This window comes from Pseudomonas salicis, assembly GCF_057128705.1.
The window spans coordinates 385296-403136 of record NZ_JBSKHU010000002.1; the positions used below are offsets into that span (position 1 = coordinate 385296).

19 protein-coding genes are annotated in these 17841 nt (G+C 59.0%); 11 read left to right on the plus strand and 8 right to left on the minus strand.

What is annotated here, in order from left to right; genetic code table 11:
- Positions 1-2 precede the first annotated feature (2 nt).
- Positions 3-644 carry a MarR family winged helix-turn-helix transcriptional regulator gene (locus ACWKWE_RS07935; protein WP_483850209.1) on the minus strand — a complete coding sequence of 214 codons (642 nt, stop codon included), beginning with the start codon at positions 642-644 and terminating at the stop codon, positions 3-5.
- 1 nt (position 645) lies between these two features.
- On the opposite strand from ACWKWE_RS07935, the gene ACWKWE_RS07940 reads away from it, so the two are divergent.
- The gene (locus tag ACWKWE_RS07940) at positions 646-1452 is read left to right on the plus strand and encodes an SDR family NAD(P)-dependent oxidoreductase (protein ID WP_483850210.1); all 807 of its coding nucleotides are present in this window, start codon (positions 646-648) and stop codon (positions 1450-1452) included.
- Positions 1453-1536: 84 nt separating this feature from the next.
- On the opposite strand, the gene ACWKWE_RS07945 is transcribed toward ACWKWE_RS07940, so the two are convergent.
- A complete protein-coding gene (locus tag ACWKWE_RS07945) occupies positions 1537-2415 on the minus strand; it encodes a LysR family transcriptional regulator (RefSeq protein WP_483850211.1) in 879 nt (292 codons plus the stop codon).
- Between the two features lie 106 nt (positions 2416-2521).
- On the opposite strand from ACWKWE_RS07945, the gene ACWKWE_RS07950 reads away from it, so the two are divergent.
- Positions 2522-2920, plus strand: coding sequence for a tautomerase family protein (locus ACWKWE_RS07950; RefSeq protein ID WP_166596308.1), 399 nt, complete (start codon positions 2522-2524; stop codon positions 2918-2920).
- A gap of 74 nt (positions 2921-2994) precedes the next feature.
- Here ACWKWE_RS07950 and ACWKWE_RS07955 read toward each other — a convergent pair whose 3' ends face one another.
- Positions 2995-3555 (minus strand): carboxymuconolactone decarboxylase family protein, encoded by a 561-nt coding sequence (locus tag ACWKWE_RS07955; RefSeq protein ID WP_483850212.1) that lies wholly within the window; start codon positions 3553-3555, stop codon positions 2995-2997.
- 132 nt (positions 3556-3687) lie between these two features.
- Entirely contained in the window at positions 3688-4602 is a 915-nt protein-coding gene (locus tag ACWKWE_RS07960) for a LysR family transcriptional regulator (RefSeq protein WP_166596306.1), read from the minus strand.
- A gap of 116 nt (positions 4603-4718) precedes the next feature.
- Here ACWKWE_RS07960 and ACWKWE_RS07965 point away from each other — a divergent pair, with 116 nt between their 5' ends.
- The 7 genes from ACWKWE_RS07965 to ACWKWE_RS07995 all read left to right on the plus strand — a co-directional run bounded on the left by ACWKWE_RS07965 (position 4719) and on the right by ACWKWE_RS07995 (position 12352).
- Entirely contained in the window at positions 4719-5315 is a 597-nt protein-coding gene (locus ACWKWE_RS07965; protein WP_483850213.1) for a flavodoxin family protein, read from the plus strand.
- A 500-nt stretch (positions 5316-5815) separates the two neighbouring features.
- The gene (locus tag ACWKWE_RS07970) at positions 5816-7231 is read left to right on the plus strand and encodes an MFS transporter (RefSeq protein WP_166596304.1); all 1416 of its coding nucleotides are present in this window, start codon (positions 5816-5818) and stop codon (positions 7229-7231) included.
- Positions 7232-7316: 85 nt separating this feature from the next.
- Positions 7317-7748, plus strand: a complete 432-nt coding sequence (locus ACWKWE_RS07975; protein WP_166596303.1) for a nuclear transport factor 2 family protein — start codon at positions 7317-7319, stop codon at positions 7746-7748.
- Between the two features lie 306 nt (positions 7749-8054).
- Positions 8055-8870 (plus strand): alpha/beta fold hydrolase, encoded by an 816-nt coding sequence (locus tag ACWKWE_RS07980; protein WP_166596302.1) that lies wholly within the window; start codon positions 8055-8057, stop codon positions 8868-8870.
- Positions 8860-10044 carry a PAS domain-containing sensor histidine kinase gene (locus ACWKWE_RS07985; protein WP_483850214.1) on the plus strand — a complete coding sequence of 395 codons (1185 nt, stop codon included), beginning with the start codon at positions 8860-8862 and terminating at the stop codon, positions 10042-10044. The genes ACWKWE_RS07980 and ACWKWE_RS07985 overlap by 11 nt, the downstream gene beginning before the upstream one ends.
- A 247-nt stretch (positions 10045-10291) precedes the next feature.
- Entirely contained in the window at positions 10292-11020 is a 729-nt protein-coding gene (locus ACWKWE_RS07990) for a nuclear transport factor 2 family protein (protein ID WP_483850215.1), read from the plus strand.
- Between the two features lie 129 nt (positions 11021-11149).
- Entirely contained in the window at positions 11150-12352 is a 1203-nt protein-coding gene (locus ACWKWE_RS07995; protein ID WP_483850216.1) for an amino acid ABC transporter substrate-binding protein, read from the plus strand.
- Here ACWKWE_RS07995 and ACWKWE_RS08000 read toward each other — a convergent pair.
- Positions 12309-13301, minus strand: a complete 993-nt coding sequence (locus tag ACWKWE_RS08000) for a LysR family transcriptional regulator (RefSeq protein WP_483850217.1) — start codon at positions 13299-13301, stop codon at positions 12309-12311. The two genes, ACWKWE_RS07995 and ACWKWE_RS08000, sit on opposite strands and share 44 nt — an antisense overlap.
- A 282-nt stretch (positions 13302-13583) precedes the next feature.
- Between ACWKWE_RS08000 and ACWKWE_RS08005 the strand changes: the two genes are divergently transcribed.
- Positions 13584-14480 carry a LysR family transcriptional regulator gene (locus tag ACWKWE_RS08005; protein WP_166596376.1) on the plus strand — a complete coding sequence of 299 codons (897 nt, stop codon included), beginning with the start codon at positions 13584-13586 and terminating at the stop codon, positions 14478-14480.
- A gap of 118 nt (positions 14481-14598) precedes the next feature.
- Here the strand turns inward: ACWKWE_RS08005 and ACWKWE_RS08010 are convergent, their stop codons facing one another.
- A complete protein-coding gene (locus ACWKWE_RS08010) occupies positions 14599-15495 on the minus strand; it encodes a LysR family transcriptional regulator (RefSeq protein WP_166596298.1) in 897 nt (298 codons plus the stop codon).
- 152 nt (positions 15496-15647) lie between these two features.
- Here ACWKWE_RS08010 and ACWKWE_RS08015 point away from each other — a divergent pair, with 152 nt between their 5' ends.
- A complete protein-coding gene (locus tag ACWKWE_RS08015; protein WP_166596297.1) occupies positions 15648-16301 on the plus strand; it encodes a hydrolase in 654 nt (217 codons plus the stop codon).
- Between the two features lie 128 nt (positions 16302-16429).
- Here ACWKWE_RS08015 and ACWKWE_RS08020 read toward each other — a convergent pair whose 3' ends face one another.
- Together ACWKWE_RS08020 and ACWKWE_RS08025 are read right to left on the minus strand one after the other, a co-directional pair.
- Positions 16430-16585: a hypothetical protein gene (locus ACWKWE_RS08020; protein WP_166596296.1), complete on the minus strand. Its 156-nt coding sequence runs from the start codon at positions 16583-16585 to the stop codon at positions 16430-16432.
- A gap of 141 nt (positions 16586-16726) precedes the next feature.
- On the minus strand, positions 16727-17554 hold the full coding sequence (locus ACWKWE_RS08025) for a pyruvate kinase (protein WP_483850218.1): 828 nt from the start codon (positions 17552-17554) through the stop codon (positions 16727-16729).
- Positions 17555-17841: the final 287 nt, after the last annotated feature.

A 17841-nucleotide genomic window follows, 5' to 3' on the forward strand; every position in this document is an offset into this window, starting at 1 on the left:
AGCTACGATTGATCATCTTCGCGGTAGGCAACAAGAAACTCGTCGGATGCCACGAAGTCTGCCGCCGCTCGTAACGCGGCAGCCGAATCGCTGCCCATGACCGCTTCGACGCGTTCGTTGGCCGTGGCCCAATAAACCAGTGCGCGCTGCCACAGTTCAACGCCGTCCGGCGTCAGAAGAGCACGCTTGGTCCGCTTGTCATGTTCGTCAACCTTTAGCACCACCCAACCGTCCCTGATCAGGGGCTTCAAAGCGTGCGTGAGTGCAGAGATCTGAATGGCGAGTTTGACTGCCAGATCCTGCAATGTCGGAGCTTGCCCATCGTTATCTGCCTCCATCCTCACGATCTCGGTCAACAGAGAGACTTGGGTGGATTTCAGGCCTAGAGGCGCTAAAGCCTCGTCATACAAATTTCCCAGACGCCGAGCAGCAAGCCGCAGCGCTGTGTTCGTACAGACAAGCGATTGATAAAGATTTTCTTCGCCCGTCGCGATTCTGGAGGACCGGGAAATCGCAGGTAGCTTGCTAGAAATTTTCGTCATGTCTGAATAATGGTTGAGCACAACACCATTGACAACCCCTGCCTTTCGAGCAGATGCTTGAGCCCTCAACTTGTTGCTTGAGTACTCAACCTTGGAGTTCACTATGGATTCGTCAAAAAAGACCGCCGTCGTCACTGGCGCTTCATCGGGCATTGGAGCCGTCTACGCTGACCGCCTCGCGGCGCGCGGATTCGATCTGGTTCTCGTGGCTCGTCGGGAAGACCGCCTGAATGCACTCGCCAATGACTTGGCAGAGAAGCACGGTATCAACGTGCGCACTCTGGTTGCCGATCTGGAAAAAGAAGCAGATGTAGCCAGAGTGGAAGAGGTGCTCACCCGTGACGACAGCGTGCAGATGCTCGTGAACAACGCGGGCGTCGCCCGGCTAAGCGCGTTGGCGGACACATCCGTCGATGTGTCTCTGTCGCAAATCGCGTTGAATATCGTCTCGTTGACGCGTTTGACCCACGCGGTTTTGCCCGCCTTCGTTGCACGCAACCACGGCACCATCATCAACATCGCGTCGGTGCTGGCGGTGCATTCGTGGGAGATCAGTTCGGTTTATAGCGGGACAAAATCCTACGTGCTGGCGTTCAGCCGAGGGATACAGGACGAGTTGGCAAAAACCCACTCAAACGTGAAACTGCAAGTCGTGCTGCCCGCCTCAACCGCAACCGAGATCTGGTCTGAAAGCGTGTCGGGTATTCCGCTGTCAGCACTGAGTCAAGACACCATCATGAGTACTGAAAACTGCGTGGACGCCGCGCTCGCAGGTCTGGATCACGGCGAAAACATTACCTTCCCCTCTGTCGACGACGAGAACTTATGGCGTGAATACGACAGCGCTCGCGGTGCACTCTTCGCCGCGACACAAACTGGCAAGCCCGCGTCCCGCTACCGCCTTTCTTGATAGCCAGAGCATGGATCTGATGGACGTCGCCATCAGATCCATGCGCGGAATGCGGGCTGGCGCACTCGCGCGACGTCATCCGGGTTACACCGCCAACGTCGCAGCTATAACCTCGGCAATGGATTGCAATCTTAGGCTGGCCTTCGAGTCGCTTTGCTTCGTTTCCAGCAGCACGAATTCAGCATCAGGTAGCGCAGGCAAAAAGCCTTTGGGCACTTCCACCATGCCCGGTTCGATCAAGGCCGATGCATTGAGGCAGCCAATGCCCAGCCCTGCTCCCACAGCAGCCTGCAGGCCCGCGACGCCTGAGGCGATATGGGCGATGACATGCGGCCGACGGTGCGTGTCGAGTTGCTGACGTACCAGCCGATGCAGCGAACAGGTCTCGGGCAGCAAGGCGAGTTCGATGGGCTTTTGCTCGCAGGCCATCTTTTGTCCGTTGGCCATGACCCAAATCAAACGCTCTGTGCGAAGCACCCTTACGTCGCCGGGTGTTCCGGGTGCAGACCCGACAATCCGCATCACGATCGCCAGGTCAAGCGCACCGTTGCGGTGGGCGGCCATGACCTCATCGCTTTTGCCCACCTGCGTGCGAATCCTTAAGCCCGGATGCTGCTGGGCGATCCGGTTCAGCAATCCCATGAGATGACTCGGTCTGAAGTAATCCGAGATGCCGAGGTTAAGTTCGCCTTCCAGCGGAATGCCGTGCATGTCACGCCATGCCGCATCGGCCAACGCCAGGATTTTGCGCGCGTGATCCACCATGCGCTCGCCCACAGCGGTCGTCTGCACGCCCATTTTGCTGCGAACGAGGAGTTGCCCACCGGCGGCCTCTTCAAGCTTTCGTAATTGCTCGCTCAACGAGGACTGCGAGAGAAACCGGGTGGAGACAGCCGCTGAAATACTGCCCGCATCAACGACCGCCACCAGCGTTCTTAACTGCTCGAAATCAAAACCGCGCATATTCATCCACCCGATAAACCGATGACAACCATCGCATCATACGGCTTTTCCAATGGAACGGGTGCACACAGAATGATCGGCATCCACCCACAGAAAGGACACCGTCATGCCTTCTATCACGCTCCAGCTGTCCGGCCCACGCAATCCCGATCTCGGTCAAAAAGCGATGGTGCTGATTAATCAGCTCACTGCCGAAGTATTGGGCAAACAACCCCAACTCATGGCAACGACCGTCCAATACGTTGCCGATGAAGACTGGTTCATCGCAGGACAACCCTTGTCAGTGACGGGGGGAAGTGCGTTTCACCTCCTCATCAGCATCACCGACGAGACTAATACCAAACAGGAGAAAGCGCTGTTTCTCGCGGAGGTTCATGCCGGGCTGAAGCGGTTGATGCCAGACCTGCACGACGTGTCCTACGTGCATCTCGTCGACGCACGCGCGGCCGCGTACGGCTATGGCGGGCGCACCCAGGAATGGCGCCATCAGCAAGCCGGCGTTTGATTGAGTTCGTTCATGGCGCAGATCGACACCTGCGCCATGAACGAGAACGTTAAGAAGAAAGCACCCACCGAAAGCTATTCATCGAACGGCAGCGGCGCCGCTGAATCACGTCGCACATCAAACACATTGAGCGTCATCGCCACCAACGCGTAATACCCATACACCCCGATCAGCTCGACCATTGCAGACTCGCCAAACAGCGCGACGCCCTGGTCGTAGAGCGCTTTATCGACCCTTCGGGTGTGGTAAAGCGAATGGCCGATGTCGTAGACACATTGCTCATCGGCGCGCGTAAACGTTGGGGAGCGTTGCTCCCTGAGCGCGTCGATCACGCTGTCGGAAACACCTGCACTTCTGGCGATGGGCGCGTGAATCTGCCACTCGGCCTGAGAGCGCCACCAGGCGGCCGTCGTCAGAATGGCGAGTTCGGTGAGCCGCAGTTCCAGGGCCGTGCCATATCGGCAGAACGCCCCGAGACGTTGGGCGTGGTCCGCCAGCGCCGGGCTGTGAATCCAGGCCAGAAACGGGCCATCCAGGTTGCCGCGAGGGCCCTTCAGAATGTCAGCGAGCACGCGCTGCTGATCTTCACTCATCTGATCGGGTTGCAAGGGTGTAAGACGCGATTGAATGCTCATGACTGCAGGTTCGCTCCTTTAGGCGACAGCACGCTGTGCAAGCGTGGGAAACAATTTATCAAGGGGTCGCGGCGACGAAAAACATCTCCCACGCTGGCGAGAAGAAACACCCGCCGGATGGCAAGACGCTCGTCAAACCGGCTCATCGAGATAGGGTTTCAATACCCCTTCAATCCAGCTCATGAAGGCTCGCACCCGCTGGGAAAGATTGCGCCGATGGGCGACAACGAGCGAAGCGGCAAGCGGCTCGGGCCTAAGCTCGGGGAGCACTTCCACCAGATCGCCGCGCTGGATGTGCTGCGCCAGCGCCAGGTAACCGCCTTGAATCAGTCCGATGCCCGCCAGCCCCGCTGCATGGTAGGTCTGCACGCTGTTGACCTGCATCACGCCGGGCAGCGCCAGCGATCCATACCCCTCACCCTCCGGATACTCCCACCCCATCAATCGGGCGCCGAAAGTGGGGGTGTAGTGAATCATTTGGTGCCCCTGCCTCAGCAGATCGTCGAGCGTCTGCGGGGTGCCGTACATCGCCAGGTAGTGAGGGCTCGCCGCGTTCATCATGCGCAAACGGCCCAGTGATCGGGCGATCAGCGTGTCGTCGAGGATCGGCCCGAGCCGGATCACGCAGTCGAACCCTTCCTGTACGAGATCAACCCGCCGATCAGTGCTAGACAACTCCAGCTCCAACTCGGGATTCGCCTTGAGGAACTGCGGCAGCGCGGGGATGACCACGGTCCTCGCCAACTCGGTCGGCATGTCGACACGCAATCGCCCCCTCAAAGGAGCGCCGTTGCTGGCGAACATCGATTGCATGTCCTGCGCATCGGCCAGAAGGTCCCGAGCACGCGAATAGAAAGCGCGCCCGTCCTCGGTCAGTTGCACGCTGCGCGTCGTCCGGTGCAAAAGCGTGGCGCCCACCTCACGCTCCAGTTCGCGAATGACGGTCGAGACTCGCCCCTTCTGAATGCCCAGGCTCTCAGCGGCTCGGGTAAAGCTCATCAGCTCCGCGACGCGGGCAAAAATCAGAAGTGTCTGGAGATGGGGCATTGTTCACCGAAATGAGAACAGAGCGTTCACGAAGGCATGATTTATAGCGTATTTCTGACTCAGTAGAGTAGCGCTCACGTTGCCCATCCTTCCACTCAACGTTAGAGAGCGTCCCTATGAATTCCCCTTCCACACCTGTTAGAACCGCTGTCGTCTATCACTCCGGCTATGGTCACACCGCGCGCATGGCCAGCGCGGTAGCCGAAGGCGCAGGCACTGGCGCTGTGTTGTTGGCCATCGACTCCGAGGGCAACCTTTCCGACGATGCATGGCAGACCCTGGCCAGCGCGGATGCCATCGTTTTTGGCTCGCCGACGTACATGGGCGGCCCAAGCTGGCAGTTCAAAAAATTCGCGGATGCTTCCTCCAAACCCTGGTTCGAAGGCGCCTGGCAGAACAAGATTTTTGGCGGCTTCACCAATAGCGCGAGCCTCAACGGCGACAAGCTCAACACCCTTGAATACTTCGTTCTGCTGTCAGGGCAACACGGCGGGATCTGGGTGGGGCTGGACATCAAACCGGCGAACCTCAAGGCCTCGAAGCGCGACGACCCGAATCGCATGGGCTCGTACATCGCGCCCATGGCGCAGACGCCTGCCGATGCGTCCCCTGAAGATATGTCCTCAGGAGACCTTGAAACAGCACGCCTGTACGGCGCCCGGGTTGCGCTGATTGCCGGGCAATTTCAGCTTGGGAAATCCCGTCTCGCCTGAATCAGCTCATCGTGGCTCAGCTCTTCAATTTCTTCCGGACGTGAGACGCGACCCTGTGGATTCGCTTGAATCGGAATGCCATGCCGCGAACCTTCCGCGACACGGCATTTCGGCCTTTGCAGAGGGCCAATGACCCGGAGCGCCGGATATCGCAGTCATCGCCGTTGCTTGAGCGATTGACAGCCTGACGAAACGCTCGCTATAACTACACCGTTGTACGACGACAGACGAATAATCGTCGAGTCACCTCAAAAAATAAAAATGTCGGTCACCACAATGAATTCGACCTGCTTGCTTATCTCAGCCCAAACCCCGTCTGCGGGTTCTCCCCCGGCCGTTTGCTGCCCTGGAAATCGCCACTCGCTCAAAAAAGATTCACGCGCTCGACTGCGAAGTGGTTAGACCTCTGACCTCCCTATTGCGATTCCGAGACGCCGGTCACCGCGCGCTCGCTGAACCGGTCGCGAGATCATCACCCCTCCAAAAATAATAGTGATGCCATGAATCTGAACGAGTCCACCCATCCGCAAAGCGTCACACGGGCGGCCACACGGTCTGTCGGCAAATACCGCTGGACGATCTGCGCGCTGCTGTTTTTCGCCACCACGGTCAACTACCTGGATCGCCAGGTGCTCAGCCTGCTGGCCCCGGACCTGTCGACTGAATTTGGCTGGAGCAACACTGACTACGCCAACATTGCCTCGGTCTTTCAGTTCGTCTACGCCATCGCGATGATCTTCGCCGGTCGTGTCGTCGACAAGATCGGCACCAAAACCGCCTACGTCGTGGCGATTGGCGTCTGGTCCACCGGCGCCGTGATGCACGCGTTTGCGGTGCCGTTGGGGCAAGGCATTGGAGCGATCACCACGGCACTCGGGTTTGCCGCGATTCCCGTGTCCATCGCCGGGTTCATGCTGTCGCGGGCCGTGCTGGCCATCGGCGAAGCGGGTAACTTCCCGATCGCGATCAAAGCCACGGCCGAATATTTTCCGAAGACCGAGCGCTCGTTCGCCACCGGGATTTTCAACTCCGGCGCCAACGTCGGTGCGATCGCCGCGCCGATCTGCGTGCCGCTGATCGCTGCGGCGTGGGGCTGGGAATCGGCGTTCATCGTGATCGGCCTGCTCGGTTTCGTCTGGCTGGGCATGTGGGTGGCCCTGTATGAAAAACCGGATCAGCAAAAACGCCTGACCGCCGAAGAGCTGGCCTACATTCGCGGCGACGAAGCCGAAGCTGTCCAGGCTGCCCCGGTGCCGGGTGCGCCTGCGAAGAAGGTCTCGTGGTTCAAACTTCTGACCTATCGCCAGACGTGGGCCTTCGCCTTCGGCAAATTCATGACTGACGGCGTGTGGTGGTTCTTCCTGTTCTGGCTCCCGACGTACCTGTCCGCGCAATACAACATGAAAGGCGCGGCCATCGTGATGCCGCTGTTCGTGCTGTACAGCATGACCATGGTCGGTAGCATCGGCGGCGGCTGGTTCCCGAGTTACTTCATGGCACGCGGCGACAAACCGTACGACGGCCGCATGAAAGCCATGCTGATCATCGCGCTGTTCCCGTTGCTGGTGTTGCTGGCGCAACCGTTCGGGTACATCAGTTTCTGGGTGCCCGTGCTGTTGATCGGCATCGGCGCGTCGGCGCATCAGGCGTGGTCGTGCAACATCTTCACCACGGTGTCCGACATGTTCCCCCAGAAAACCGTGGCATCGGTCGTGGGCATTGGCGGCATGGCCGGTGGCCTGGGTGGCGTGGTCATGACCAAGATCGGCGGTTGGGTCTTTGACTATTACAAGTCGATCAACGACATCCACACCGGCTACATGATCATGTTTGCCATCTGCGCCCTGGCCTATCTCGTGGCGTGGAGCGTGATGAAAGCGCTGGTGCCGCGCCACAAGGAAATCACCGATCTCTGATCCCTTAGCCAACAAACCTCACGGTTGCCTCCGTGCCTACACAGGGATGCGTTTCGCATCCCACGACAACAACAAGGAAATATCGATGACCAAGTTCAAAGTGCTGGTGGGTTTTGTGTGTCTGTTTTCGGGTTACGTTGCTGCCGCCCCTTCTGCCGACGAGCAGAACGTGGCCAAAGCAGTCGACAAAATGACGCAGGCGATGCTGCACAAGGACACCAAAACCCTGGCGGCCCTGACCTCCGACAAAGTCACCTATGGCCACTCCAGCGGCAAGGTTCAGAACAAGGATGAATTCATCGCCGACATCGAAACCGGCCGCAGTGGCTTCAAGACCCTGCAGATGCTGAACCAGAAAATCACCATGGACGGCGACGTCGCACTGGTCCGCAACCACTTCTCCGCCCAAGCCGTGAACAGCGGCGTGGAAGTCCCGACCGAAATCGAAAACTTCCAGATCTGGCAGAAGCAGAAAGGCCAGTGGCTGTTGATCGGTCGTCAGGCTTACAAGTTCTAATCCGGTCCCGCACGTCGGCGTGGTGATGATTGATCCCTACGCCGATGTGCCCGCCATCACGGGTGCCCTCCTTAGCAGCGTTTTCGTCCGACCAGCGACCTGCACGCGAACTCGGTTTTCCCGCCTCTTTGATGACGAAGCCGATCTGGCCGTGCCGCCTCTGAATCGGGCTCTCGTGAATCGCTGATTCTTCATCAGAGCATAAAACGAGCCTGCATCGCCCGCAGACGCTTGCTCCCGTTCCGTATGACGAGCACTATTCGCGCTACCGTAGCCAATGTGGCTTTGGCTTAACGGAATCTCGAAATGGGTCTTCGCCAACGCAACAACATCAGAGTGGAAGGCAGCGGCCCTGCGACGCTGATTTTTTCCCACGGTTTTGGCTGCGACCAGACCATGTGGCGTTACCTCTACCGCCACTTCACTGATCACTTTCGAGTGGTGATGTATGATCTCGTCGGCGCTGGCCAGTCTGACCTGGGCGACTATGATTCCGAAAAATACGCGTCGCTGATCGGGTATGCCCAGGATCTGAACGAGATCATCGATGAGTACGGTGTCGGTCCTGTCATTCTCGTGAGCCATTCCGTGAGTTCCATGATCAGTGCGCTGGCAGACCGGCTGCACCCGGGCCGCATCGCCGCCCATGTGATGGTGGGTCCCTCCCCGTGCTACATCGACACCGACGATTATGTCGGCGGCTTCACCCTGAATGACATCCACTCCCTGCTCGAAACCCTCGATAGCAACTACCTTGGCTGGTCCAGCACCATGGCCCCTGTCATCATGGGCGCGCCCGGACAACCCGCGCTCAGCGAAGAACTCACCAACAGCTTCTGCCGGACCGAGCCCGAGATCGCCAAGCAATTCGCCAGGGTCACGTTCATGTCGGACAACCGTACCGATATCGCAGGGCTCGCGACCCCCACGCTGATTCTGCAATCGACCGAAGACCTCATTGCACCGGTTGCCGTGGGCGAGTACCTGCACGCGGTCCTGCCCGAGAGTACGTTGTGCATCGTGCCCAACGTCGGGCACTGCCCGCACATGAGCGCGCCGAGTGCCTGCTCTGAGGCCATGGATATATTCCTGGCGCCGTGGATTGGCGCGCATGCCAGCTGATCGGCCAATGCCACCCGACTTCGAGGCCCTGTTCGAAGGTGCCCCCTGTGGCCTGATCCTCACCACGGAAGACGGCTCGATCCTGCGTACGAACAGAATTTTCTGCGAGTGGACAGGCTTTGATTCGGCTGCGCTGCAAGGGCGTCGCTTCCAGAGTTTGCTCACCATGGGCGGGCGGATTTTTCACCAGACCCACTGGGCGCCGCTGATGCAGATGCAAGGCTCCGTGGCGGAGGTGAAACTGGAGGTGCTGCACCGCGACGGGCATGCCGTGACCATGCTGCTCAATGGTGTTCGGCGAGACCACCCCGACGGGGCCTTTTACGAATTGGCGCTGTTTGGCACCACCGATCGCGACCGGTATGAGCGAGAGCTGCTGAACGCTCGCCGACACGCCGAAGAGTTGTTGAAAGAAAAAACAGCCGCAGAATCGGCGCTCCGACAAGCGAAAGTGGACCTGAGCGTCGCCTACGAAAAAGCTCAGCGTCGCGCCTTGTTTGCAGAACAGATGGTCGCGATTGCCAGTCACGATCTGAAAAACCCGTTGACGGCTATTCGCATGGCCACCGACATGCTGATCCGCGGCGAGCGTACCGCCAAGGAAGCAAAGCTGTTGGAGCACATCGAGAAATCGTCTGACCGCGCCCAGCGCATGATCGCGGACCTGCTGGACCTGGCGTTGGTCCGAGCTGGCAACGGCATTGGCATCAATCGCTCTTCGGTCGCGCTGCACAGGGTCGTCAGCCAGTGTCTGAACGAACTCCAACTGGCCTTTCCGGCCGCGACATTGCGGCATCATCCCTCTGGCGACGGAAACGTTGAACTGGATGCCGACCGCCTTCAACAACTTGTTGGCAATCTGGTCGCCAACAGCGTGGCTTACGGCGATCCCCAACAGCCCATCACTGTCGTATCGACTCTGGCAAACGGCATGGCCGCTGTCTCGGTTCAGAATTGGGGCTCTGTCATTTCCGAGGGCGCACTGGCCAGCCTGTTTGAACCCATGACGCGTCACAGCGCCAAGGACGATGACGTCAGAAGCGTGGGTCTGGGCCTGTTCATCGTCCGGGAAATCGCCCAGGCCCACGGCGGTGACGTAACCGTCAGCTCAAACGCTGAGAGCGGTACGACGTTTACTGCGTGCTTCCTTGACGGAATCGCGCACAGCGGGTGATGTGGCGCAATCGCACCCGACGCTGAACCCTATCTGAAGATCGCCAGCTTGCGGATCCGCAGCATCTCAGCCAGCGCACGATGCGGCTTCGCCGTTCCTCTTTCTGCGACACAGATCTTCAACTGATGCGACTACCGCGCCGGGTCCCGCAATCGCACAGTACGGCGGGCGGTGAGCGTGCCATTTCAACAGCAGCCGAACCCGCTCGACTCACCCGCGCCCCCAATAAAAACGAGGACCCGCACACATGTCGATGGACAATTTCCCGATCGGGCTGCAGATGGATGTCTCCTATCCAGATTTCCAAGTCAGCCTGACTTTGCTTTCAAACACCCAGCTGAGCTTCGAAATCAAGGAAGGGCCTTTCGCAAAGATAGAGCTCGTCTCCATTCATGTCGTGCCACTGGGCAACAGTATGTTCGCCGTAAGCTGGCAGGAAAAAGACGGCGCAACTGTCACGAACGTTCAGGACTATGATCGCGGCCAGGTTCACTCTCATGCCACGCTGGCAACCGGCACGTTTCTGCGGATGACCGGCAAAATGACTGTCACGCGCCCCGCCGACCGGTCCCTCGATAACCGGCCCACACGCAATAAAGCGTTGGTGCTCGAAGCCATGACCTCATTGTTCCAGCATCGTGACGCGTCAGCGGTCCGTCGGCTCTACTCGTCCCATTACATCCAGCACAACCCCACCATCCCTCAAGGTCGCGATGCGTTGGAAGCTCTCGTCAGCAACCTGTCGGACGCGGTTTATTACGAGCCGGGGCTGATGGTGGCGGAAGACAATATGGTGGCCATTCACGGGCGTATCCGTGGTTGGGCAGATGTTCCACAAGTGGTGGTCGATCTGTTCAGAATTGAGGACGGAAAGCTGGCCGAACATTGGGACGTCTTGCAAAACGACGCACCGGCAACGGCAAGGCTCAGCGATATCTCGATGTTCGACCCCCACGAAGCCACCCATCTGGTTTGAGCACAGTCGGGCATCGCGCTCGCCCCATAAAAAGTGAGAGGCGGTGTGGCGAGCGGCCGTAGCGCTGTCCGCGCCACACTTACGATCCTCTTCATTTCCCGATGCAGTACCTGAATCAAGGGACAGAACATGCCACTCAACACCTCAGCAGTTATCCCTCCAGCACTAATACGAATCGGCTACAGCCTGTCGCTGACAGGACCACTCGCGGGCAATAGCAAGTCGGCTCGACTCGCTCATGAGATTTGGCAAGAGGACATCAATCAGCGCGGAGGGTTGCTTGGGCGTCTCGTCGAGCTCGTTTGCCATGACGACGAGGGGATTGCGTCGAACGTTCCTGATATCTATCAGCGGCTGGTCCATGAAGATAAGGTTGATCTGCTCCTCGGCGGCTACGGCACCAATACCCTATTAGCGGCCATGCCATTCATCATGGAACAGCAGCGCTTTTTCGTGGGGTTAATGGGCTTGGGCGTCAATGACACGCTTGCCTATCCGAATTACTTCGCGGTGATTCCCACAGGACCCGATCCGGGCGCGGCGCTCACCGAAGGTTTTTTTGAATTGGCCGCGGCCCAGACGCCGCGCCCCTTGAGTGTGGCGCTCGTTTCCGCCGACGCGGAGTTCTCCCGGAACCCTGTCGTCGGCGCCAAAGCGAACGCCGAGAAATACGGGTTTAAGGTCGTCCACGAAGCGACTTATTCGCTGGCGACCAAAGACTTCAAGACTGTTATTGATGCCGCGGCAGAAAGTCGCTGCGACGTGTTGTTCCTCTGCTCCTACCTCGATGACTCGATCGGGTTGGTGCGCGCCATCCACGCACACGCCTTTCGGCCGAAGATGGTCGGAGGCGCCATGATCGGCCCTCAGAATACGTCGGTGAAGACCACGCTAGGCCCCCTGCTCAATGGCTTCATCAATTACGAATATTGGCAGCCTGTCCCCGGGATGATGTACCCGGGTGTCTCGCAATTTCTTGATCGTTACCAGGCACGTGCAGCCAAGGCAGACACCGATCCTTTGGGGCACTACATGGCGCCGCTGGCCTATGCCCAGTTGCAGGTCGTGGCCCAGGCGATCGAGGCGACCGGCGGGCTGGACGATGCACGACTCTCGGAGTACTCACGCAACGCAACGTTCCAGACCGTCATGGGGCCGGTCAGATTTGGGAAAAGTGGGGAGTGGGTGCAGCCTCGGGTGTTGCAAATCCAATTCCAGGGCATAACGGGTCATGGGGTTCATCAATTCCAGAATGGTTCGAGACAAGTGGTTGTGTCCCCCCACCGCCTTACGTCCGGGCCGCTGTGTTTCCCGTATGTAGAGAGTCTTTAGGGTACCGATCGACGGGGTGGGGAGCGGGAGGACGGAACACACTGCTGTCGCCCAAAAACTCACTGAAGCGCGACCGCAGCCAACGCTCCGCTGGATCATTGTCAGCTACGGCGCGCCACACCAGCGACAGATCGTAGGCGTCCAGTTCCAATGGCACAGGCTCTGCCCGCACCCCACAACAGGCAGACATGGCTTTAGCCACATAGTCCGGCACCACTGCGATCAGATCGCTGCCTGCCAACAACACGGCCAGCGCGCTGAACTGCGGTACACAAAGTACAACTGATCGGGCGCGAGATAGTTGTTTCAACGCGTGCTCAACATCGCTGATCAACGTGTCCATGGATGCAACTGTCGCATGGGGTCGATAGCAGAACTCATCGAGTTCCAGACACTTTGTTTTTGAGTCCGCTCTTAATACCATGGGCGTGATCGAACGTAAGAACTTACGTTTAGACGTCGCGGGTAAATCACAGGTATGGCTGATACCGACTGATATTGCACCGCTCACCAGCAAGCTCGAAATCCGAGTGCAGTCCGTATGATGAATGACCAGTTTTACAGTCGGCGCCTCCCTCCTTAATGTTCGCAGGAACGCCGGCAAGAGCCCATATTCGACATCGTCAGACATTCCAATATGAAACGTCCTCGTACTCTCTGCAGGATTGAAATCGGACACTTGACTGAGTGTGAGGGCAATCGTGTCGAGCATCGGCGTGAACCGCTCAAACAGATCCAGCGCCCGCGCAGTGGGCTCCATGTGGCGTCCATTCCGGATAAACAAAGGGTCTGCAAACATCGCGCGCAGACGCCCCAATGCATTACTCACGGCAGGCTGGCCGAGAAATAGTTTCTGCCCGACACGGCTGACGCTACGTTCAAGCATCATGGCTTCAAAGATCACCAGAAGGTTCATATCAGCCCGGCGCAGGTCATTTCGACTCAGCATTACACTCTCTCGAACAGTAAACGGGAAACTGTCTGAAGCGCTTATTTCTGACAGTAAGAACACTTATTGGCGTATCTGGACATTAATGAGGCTAGACCTTAACTGTATTGTCCCTCATGATCCTTGCCATCGGGCCGTTAGTTAAGTTGGCTGAACCCCTTGGTCTTTGCGGCATACTTCATGGGCAGTGAGGATGCGAAAGAACAGCATTCTGCTGTTCTTCATCTTGAAGCGGTAGCACCGTTTCGAGGATTTCTGTGTCGCAAAACCGGGAACGATGAAGTGGACATTGAAGCACTAGTGACATTTGTGGAAGTGGCTGATGCAGGCGGCGTCTCACCCGCAGCACTCCGCCTGGGACTGTCTAAATCAATCGTCAGCCGTCGGTTGATTCGACTGGAAACTGAACTGGGTATCCAACTCCTTTCTCGCTCAACCCGGGGAGCGTCGCTTACGGAAGCGGGAACGACCTTCCGGGACTACGCAGCCAGAGCCTGCGCCGAGATCGAGACGGCCAAAGACATGATCTTGCCCACAGGAGAGCTGCGTGGCCGTCTTCGCATTGCCGCGCCGCTTTCCTTCGGGCCCACACACCTCGCACCGGTGTTCGCCGAACTGGGAAGGCGCCATCCACGCCTGCACATTCAAAGCTGTTACAGCGACCGGTTGGTCGACATTATTTCGGGGGGATATGACTGTGCCATCCGGCTCGGATACCTTCAGGATTCCAGCCTGATTGCAAGGCGGGTAGGCCCGATCCAAGGGAAGTTGGTCGCCAGCCCTGAGTACGTCGAAGCCCATGGAGCGCCTGAAGACCCTGCGGACATCCAGGCGCATGAGGCCCTTTTGCAGGGGACCGAGTCCTGGCAATTCATGGATGCCGAGAGAATCGTGACGGTCCGCCCCCAAGGGAAATTCAAGGCAGACAACGGCATGGCGCTGGTGGCTGCCGCGTTGGCGGGGCTGGGCATCGCGATGGTGCCTGAGGGTTTGATCGAAGAGCATGTCGCCGCAGGAGCGTTGGTGCCCATCATGCAGCGCTACCCCGTCCGCGAAGCAGGCATCTTCGTGGTCCGGCCACCTGGCCAGCCCCCCACGCGAAAGATGCGGGTGCTCACCGAAATGCTGATCGAATGCTTCAGTGAACGGAGGAAAATCGGAAACCCAAGGCCGACCTGAAATGTGGCAAGCCAGGTTGAGTTTTAAAGGCGCCTTGTGTCTGGCATGGCCTCTTGGGGCCATGTCATGACAGAAGGGCCGCACCTGCACCCCGTCGCGTGCGGCTCACGCCAAAACATCAGGGCACCACAGTGCCCGCGAAGTGCGGCGACGTGCCGAAGTATTCGATCAGCAGCTCGGTAAGAATGCGGATTTTCTGCGCAGGGTGCTGACCCGGTGGACGGACCATGTACGCGCCCGCTGGCGGAGGCGGGAAACGGGTCATGATCGGCACCAATGCGCCGGACATCACGCTGTCATAGGTCAGGCAATCGGGCAGGTAGGCGATCCCCACGCCTGCGACCGCCGCCGCCACCAGCGCCACACCGTTGTCCGCCTTGAACCGTCCTTGCGGGCGAACCGTGACGACTTTATCGCCGTCCATGAAGTGCCAGGTTTCAGTGCCGGTCATCAGGGCCTGGTGATTGATGAGTTGGTCTGGCGTTTCGGGAGCGCCGTGGGCCTGGACGTAACCCGGACTCGCCAGCAGCTTGGCGTTGATCGGGCCGATGCCCCGGGCGATCAAGCTGGAATCCGGCAGGTAGCCGACGCGGATCGCGCAGTCGTAGCCCTCGGCGATGAGGTCGACGAACCGGTCGCTGTAGCAGGTCTGGATATGCAGCTGCGGGTGGCGCCGCGCCATTTCCGCCAGCACCGGCGCGAAGTGAGTAGGACCGAACGACAACGGCGCCGCCACGCGCAACCGGCCGCGCAGGCTGCCCGCGGGCAGGATCGCCTCTCGGGCCACATCCATTTCAGCGCACACCCGCGCAGCGTGTTCACGAAAGGTGGCCCCCGCTTCGGTGAGCACGGCGCCTCGGGTGGAGCGCGTCAGCAATTGCACGCCCAGCTCCGTTTCAAGCCGCATCAGCCGACGACTGACGATGGACTTGGAGACGCCCAGACGACTCGCGGCCGGTGAAACGCCTCCGGCATCAGCGATTTCCACAAAGGTTTGAAGCTCTTCGATGTCCACTTCCGCGTTCCTCTTTCTGCGACACAGCTAATCACCAGACGCGACTACCGGTTCAGGTATTGGAACAGCACAGTACAGGCCCCTGAACAGCGTCGCCACAAGCACGCGTTGACGGGGGATTGATCCCGCTTATAAAGATAAAGGATGCTGCAATGACTTTTCGTAACGGTCTCGCTTCACTTCTCCGTCCGGAAGATTCGGTACTGGTGCTGATCGACCATCAGCCGTACCAACTTACCAATCTCAACAGCCACGAGCCGCAAATGGTGGTCAATAACGCGACAGCACTCGCGAAAGCCGCCAAAGCCTTCGATGTGCCGACCATTCTGACCAGCGTCATCGCTGAGCGTGGCGGCTACATCTTCCCGCAAATCACCGACGTGTTCCCCGGCCAGGAAGTCATCGACCGGACCTTCATCAACACGTGGGAAGACCCGAAAGTGGTGGACGCGGTCAAAGCCACCGGCCGCAAGCAACTGATCATCGCGGGGCTGTGGACTGAAATCTGCGTGGCCATGCCGGTGATTCAGGCGCTCGGCGAAGGCTGGGACGTGACGGTGGTCACGGACGCGTCAGGCGCTGTTTCCGTCGAGGCGCATCAGGTTGCCATTCAACGCATGATCGCGGCGGGCGCGAACATGATGACGTGGCTGGCGGTGGCAGCGGAGTGGCAAAGGGATTGGGCCCGGCTTGAAACCGCCGCAGCCCTGACGGGTGTGCTGCAGCAACACGCGGCGGGCAGCGGCATCGCGTACTTGTGGGAGCAGCAATTGCTCAACACCCCCGTCCCGACTTCCGCCGGCTAAATCGATCCGGGATGAAGGACGAGGGGACGAAAGCCTGGCCAACGGGTTTTCGTGACCAAACCTTCATCCCTTCTCTGAGACGTCTGATCGGCAGGCTGTCATCGCGACGAAGCGATCTGATGCCTTGATCAGTAAACCGGTATGACGTGAGGCGCTTCGATTCTGGCTTTGAGCCGGTCAACGAACGATTGCGCCTCCTCCATGCTGCGGAACTTCACGGCGTAATCGTTGAGCATCACCAGCCAGTCCGGACCACACACAGCCTTTTTGATCGCAATAACCATGCACAGATCTCCTCTAGGTCGTTCATCAGCCCTCGAAGAAAACCGGACAACGCAACGAAGGTCAGTAAGGGGGCAGCTGAGTATGGATGCTCTGTTTCGTTGCGCCAGTGAAGGTTGGGTAAATTCGACAGATGACCGGGCTTACCGAGACCGGCGGGTTGTCAGGTCGATGCGCATGTCGCGCTCAAGTCTGGGACTTCCGGGGGCATAAGTGATCCGCACATGAAGGGCGTCGGGCTCGACCGTTTCAATGACACCGCCCAGGATGCCCTCGCCGAACCCGATCGGATCGCCAGCTTTCACCGTCTCGAAAACCGAGGACGACGTGCAACCAATTGTGGCGGGCGTCTTGATGCTCCCTGATCGGTCCACCACCGCAGGCCGTCCGCTGTGAAGGTCCCGGGTCAGCGTTAGCAGGTCGCCTTCCCTCAGTTTGATGCGCTGTCTGGACTTGCGAGTGACATCCGTAACGCGCACCGATTTCTTGCGGCCGTCACGTTTCTTCAGGTTCAGCGTCACGCCGGGCACCACGTAGGCGGTTTTTTCCAGCGCCGCCCAGCAGCCGGTCTCGGTCACTTCGGTAATGCGCATCCGCCGCTTTGACTCCCGCGCATCGCTGAACCCAATGACGTCGCCCGCCACCAGTTTCGACAGCCATTTGCGGGGCAGCTGGATCGCCTTGATCCCGGCAATGACCGCGTGTTCACCGGCGTGCAGCCACACCCGAGCGGGGATGACCACACGGCCAAACACATCCCGCGTCGGCCGAATGCGCAGAACAGCGGGCGGCGGATCAATCGCGCCGGTTCGCAACATCGGGCCTGGCAGGTCCACAACCACGGTTCCATGCTTGATCATCCGAGGGCCGCGCTCAGGGAGCTGTCCCTTGAACAGAGGCTGAACCTGATCATGCGATGAGTGCTCACGCCTGTCGTCGAAAGTGAAGTCGGCAGACTGAATGGCGGTCATGGTTGGGTGGTCATCTGTTGAGGCGCAGAAAACGCGGTGCGAGAAATACGGCAAACGGCAGGAGGGATGGCTGATTTATCCACGTTTTTGTCTCAGCACGATGGGAGCGTCCACCGTAATCGGCGCAGGTGACAATTTTCTTACCAGTGCCCGAATGGGCGGTCGATAGCTCGCCGATTTAGACCAATGGCGGCCTCTCCTTCAAGCACGGCACGCACCGGCCTCGGAATACAGACCGACGCGTGGCCTCCTCACATCTGTATCTGTTCGCACCCACCCGCCTCGGG

Bases quoted from the DNA above. Each gene is read 5' to 3' on its own strand.
- ACWKWE_RS07940 (WP_483850210.1), top strand. From the start codon at position 646: ATGGATTCGTCAAAAAAGACCGCCGTCGTCACTGGCGCTTCATCGGGC.
- ACWKWE_RS07945 (WP_483850211.1), bottom strand. From the start codon at position 2,415: ATGCGCGGTTTTGATTTCGAGCAGTTAAGAACGCTGGTGGCGGTCGTT.
- ACWKWE_RS07950 (WP_166596308.1), top strand. From the start codon at position 2,522: ATGCCTTCTATCACGCTCCAGCTGTCCGGCCCACGCAATCCCGATCTC.
- ACWKWE_RS07955 (WP_483850212.1), bottom strand. From the start codon at position 3,555: ATGAGCATTCAATCGCGTCTTACACCCTTGCAACCCGATCAGATGAGT.
- ACWKWE_RS07960 (WP_166596306.1), bottom strand. From the start codon at position 4,602: ATGCCCCATCTCCAGACACTTCTGATTTTTGCCCGCGTCGCGGAGCTG.
- ACWKWE_RS07965 (WP_483850213.1), top strand. From the start codon at position 4,719: ATGAATTCCCCTTCCACACCTGTTAGAACCGCTGTCGTCTATCACTCC.
- ACWKWE_RS07970 (WP_166596304.1), top strand. From the start codon at position 5,816: ATGAATCTGAACGAGTCCACCCATCCGCAAAGCGTCACACGGGCGGCC.
- ACWKWE_RS07975 (WP_166596303.1), top strand. From the start codon at position 7,317: ATGACCAAGTTCAAAGTGCTGGTGGGTTTTGTGTGTCTGTTTTCGGGT.
- ACWKWE_RS07980 (WP_166596302.1), top strand. From the start codon at position 8,055: ATGGGTCTTCGCCAACGCAACAACATCAGAGTGGAAGGCAGCGGCCCT.
- ACWKWE_RS07985 (WP_483850214.1), top strand. From the start codon at position 8,860: ATGCCAGCTGATCGGCCAATGCCACCCGACTTCGAGGCCCTGTTCGAA.
- ACWKWE_RS07990 (WP_483850215.1), top strand. From the start codon at position 10,292: ATGTCGATGGACAATTTCCCGATCGGGCTGCAGATGGATGTCTCCTAT.
- ACWKWE_RS07995 (WP_483850216.1), top strand. From the start codon at position 11,150: ATGCCACTCAACACCTCAGCAGTTATCCCTCCAGCACTAATACGAATC.
- ACWKWE_RS08000 (WP_483850217.1), bottom strand. From the start codon at position 13,301: ATGCTGAGTCGAAATGACCTGCGCCGGGCTGATATGAACCTTCTGGTG.
- ACWKWE_RS08015 (WP_166596297.1), top strand. From the start codon at position 15,648: ATGACTTTTCGTAACGGTCTCGCTTCACTTCTCCGTCCGGAAGATTCG.
- ACWKWE_RS08020 (WP_166596296.1), bottom strand. From the start codon at position 16,585: ATGGTTATTGCGATCAAAAAGGCTGTGTGTGGTCCGGACTGGCTGGTG.
- ACWKWE_RS08025 (WP_483850218.1), bottom strand. From the start codon at position 17,554: ATGACCGCCATTCAGTCTGCCGACTTCACTTTCGACGACAGGCGTGAG.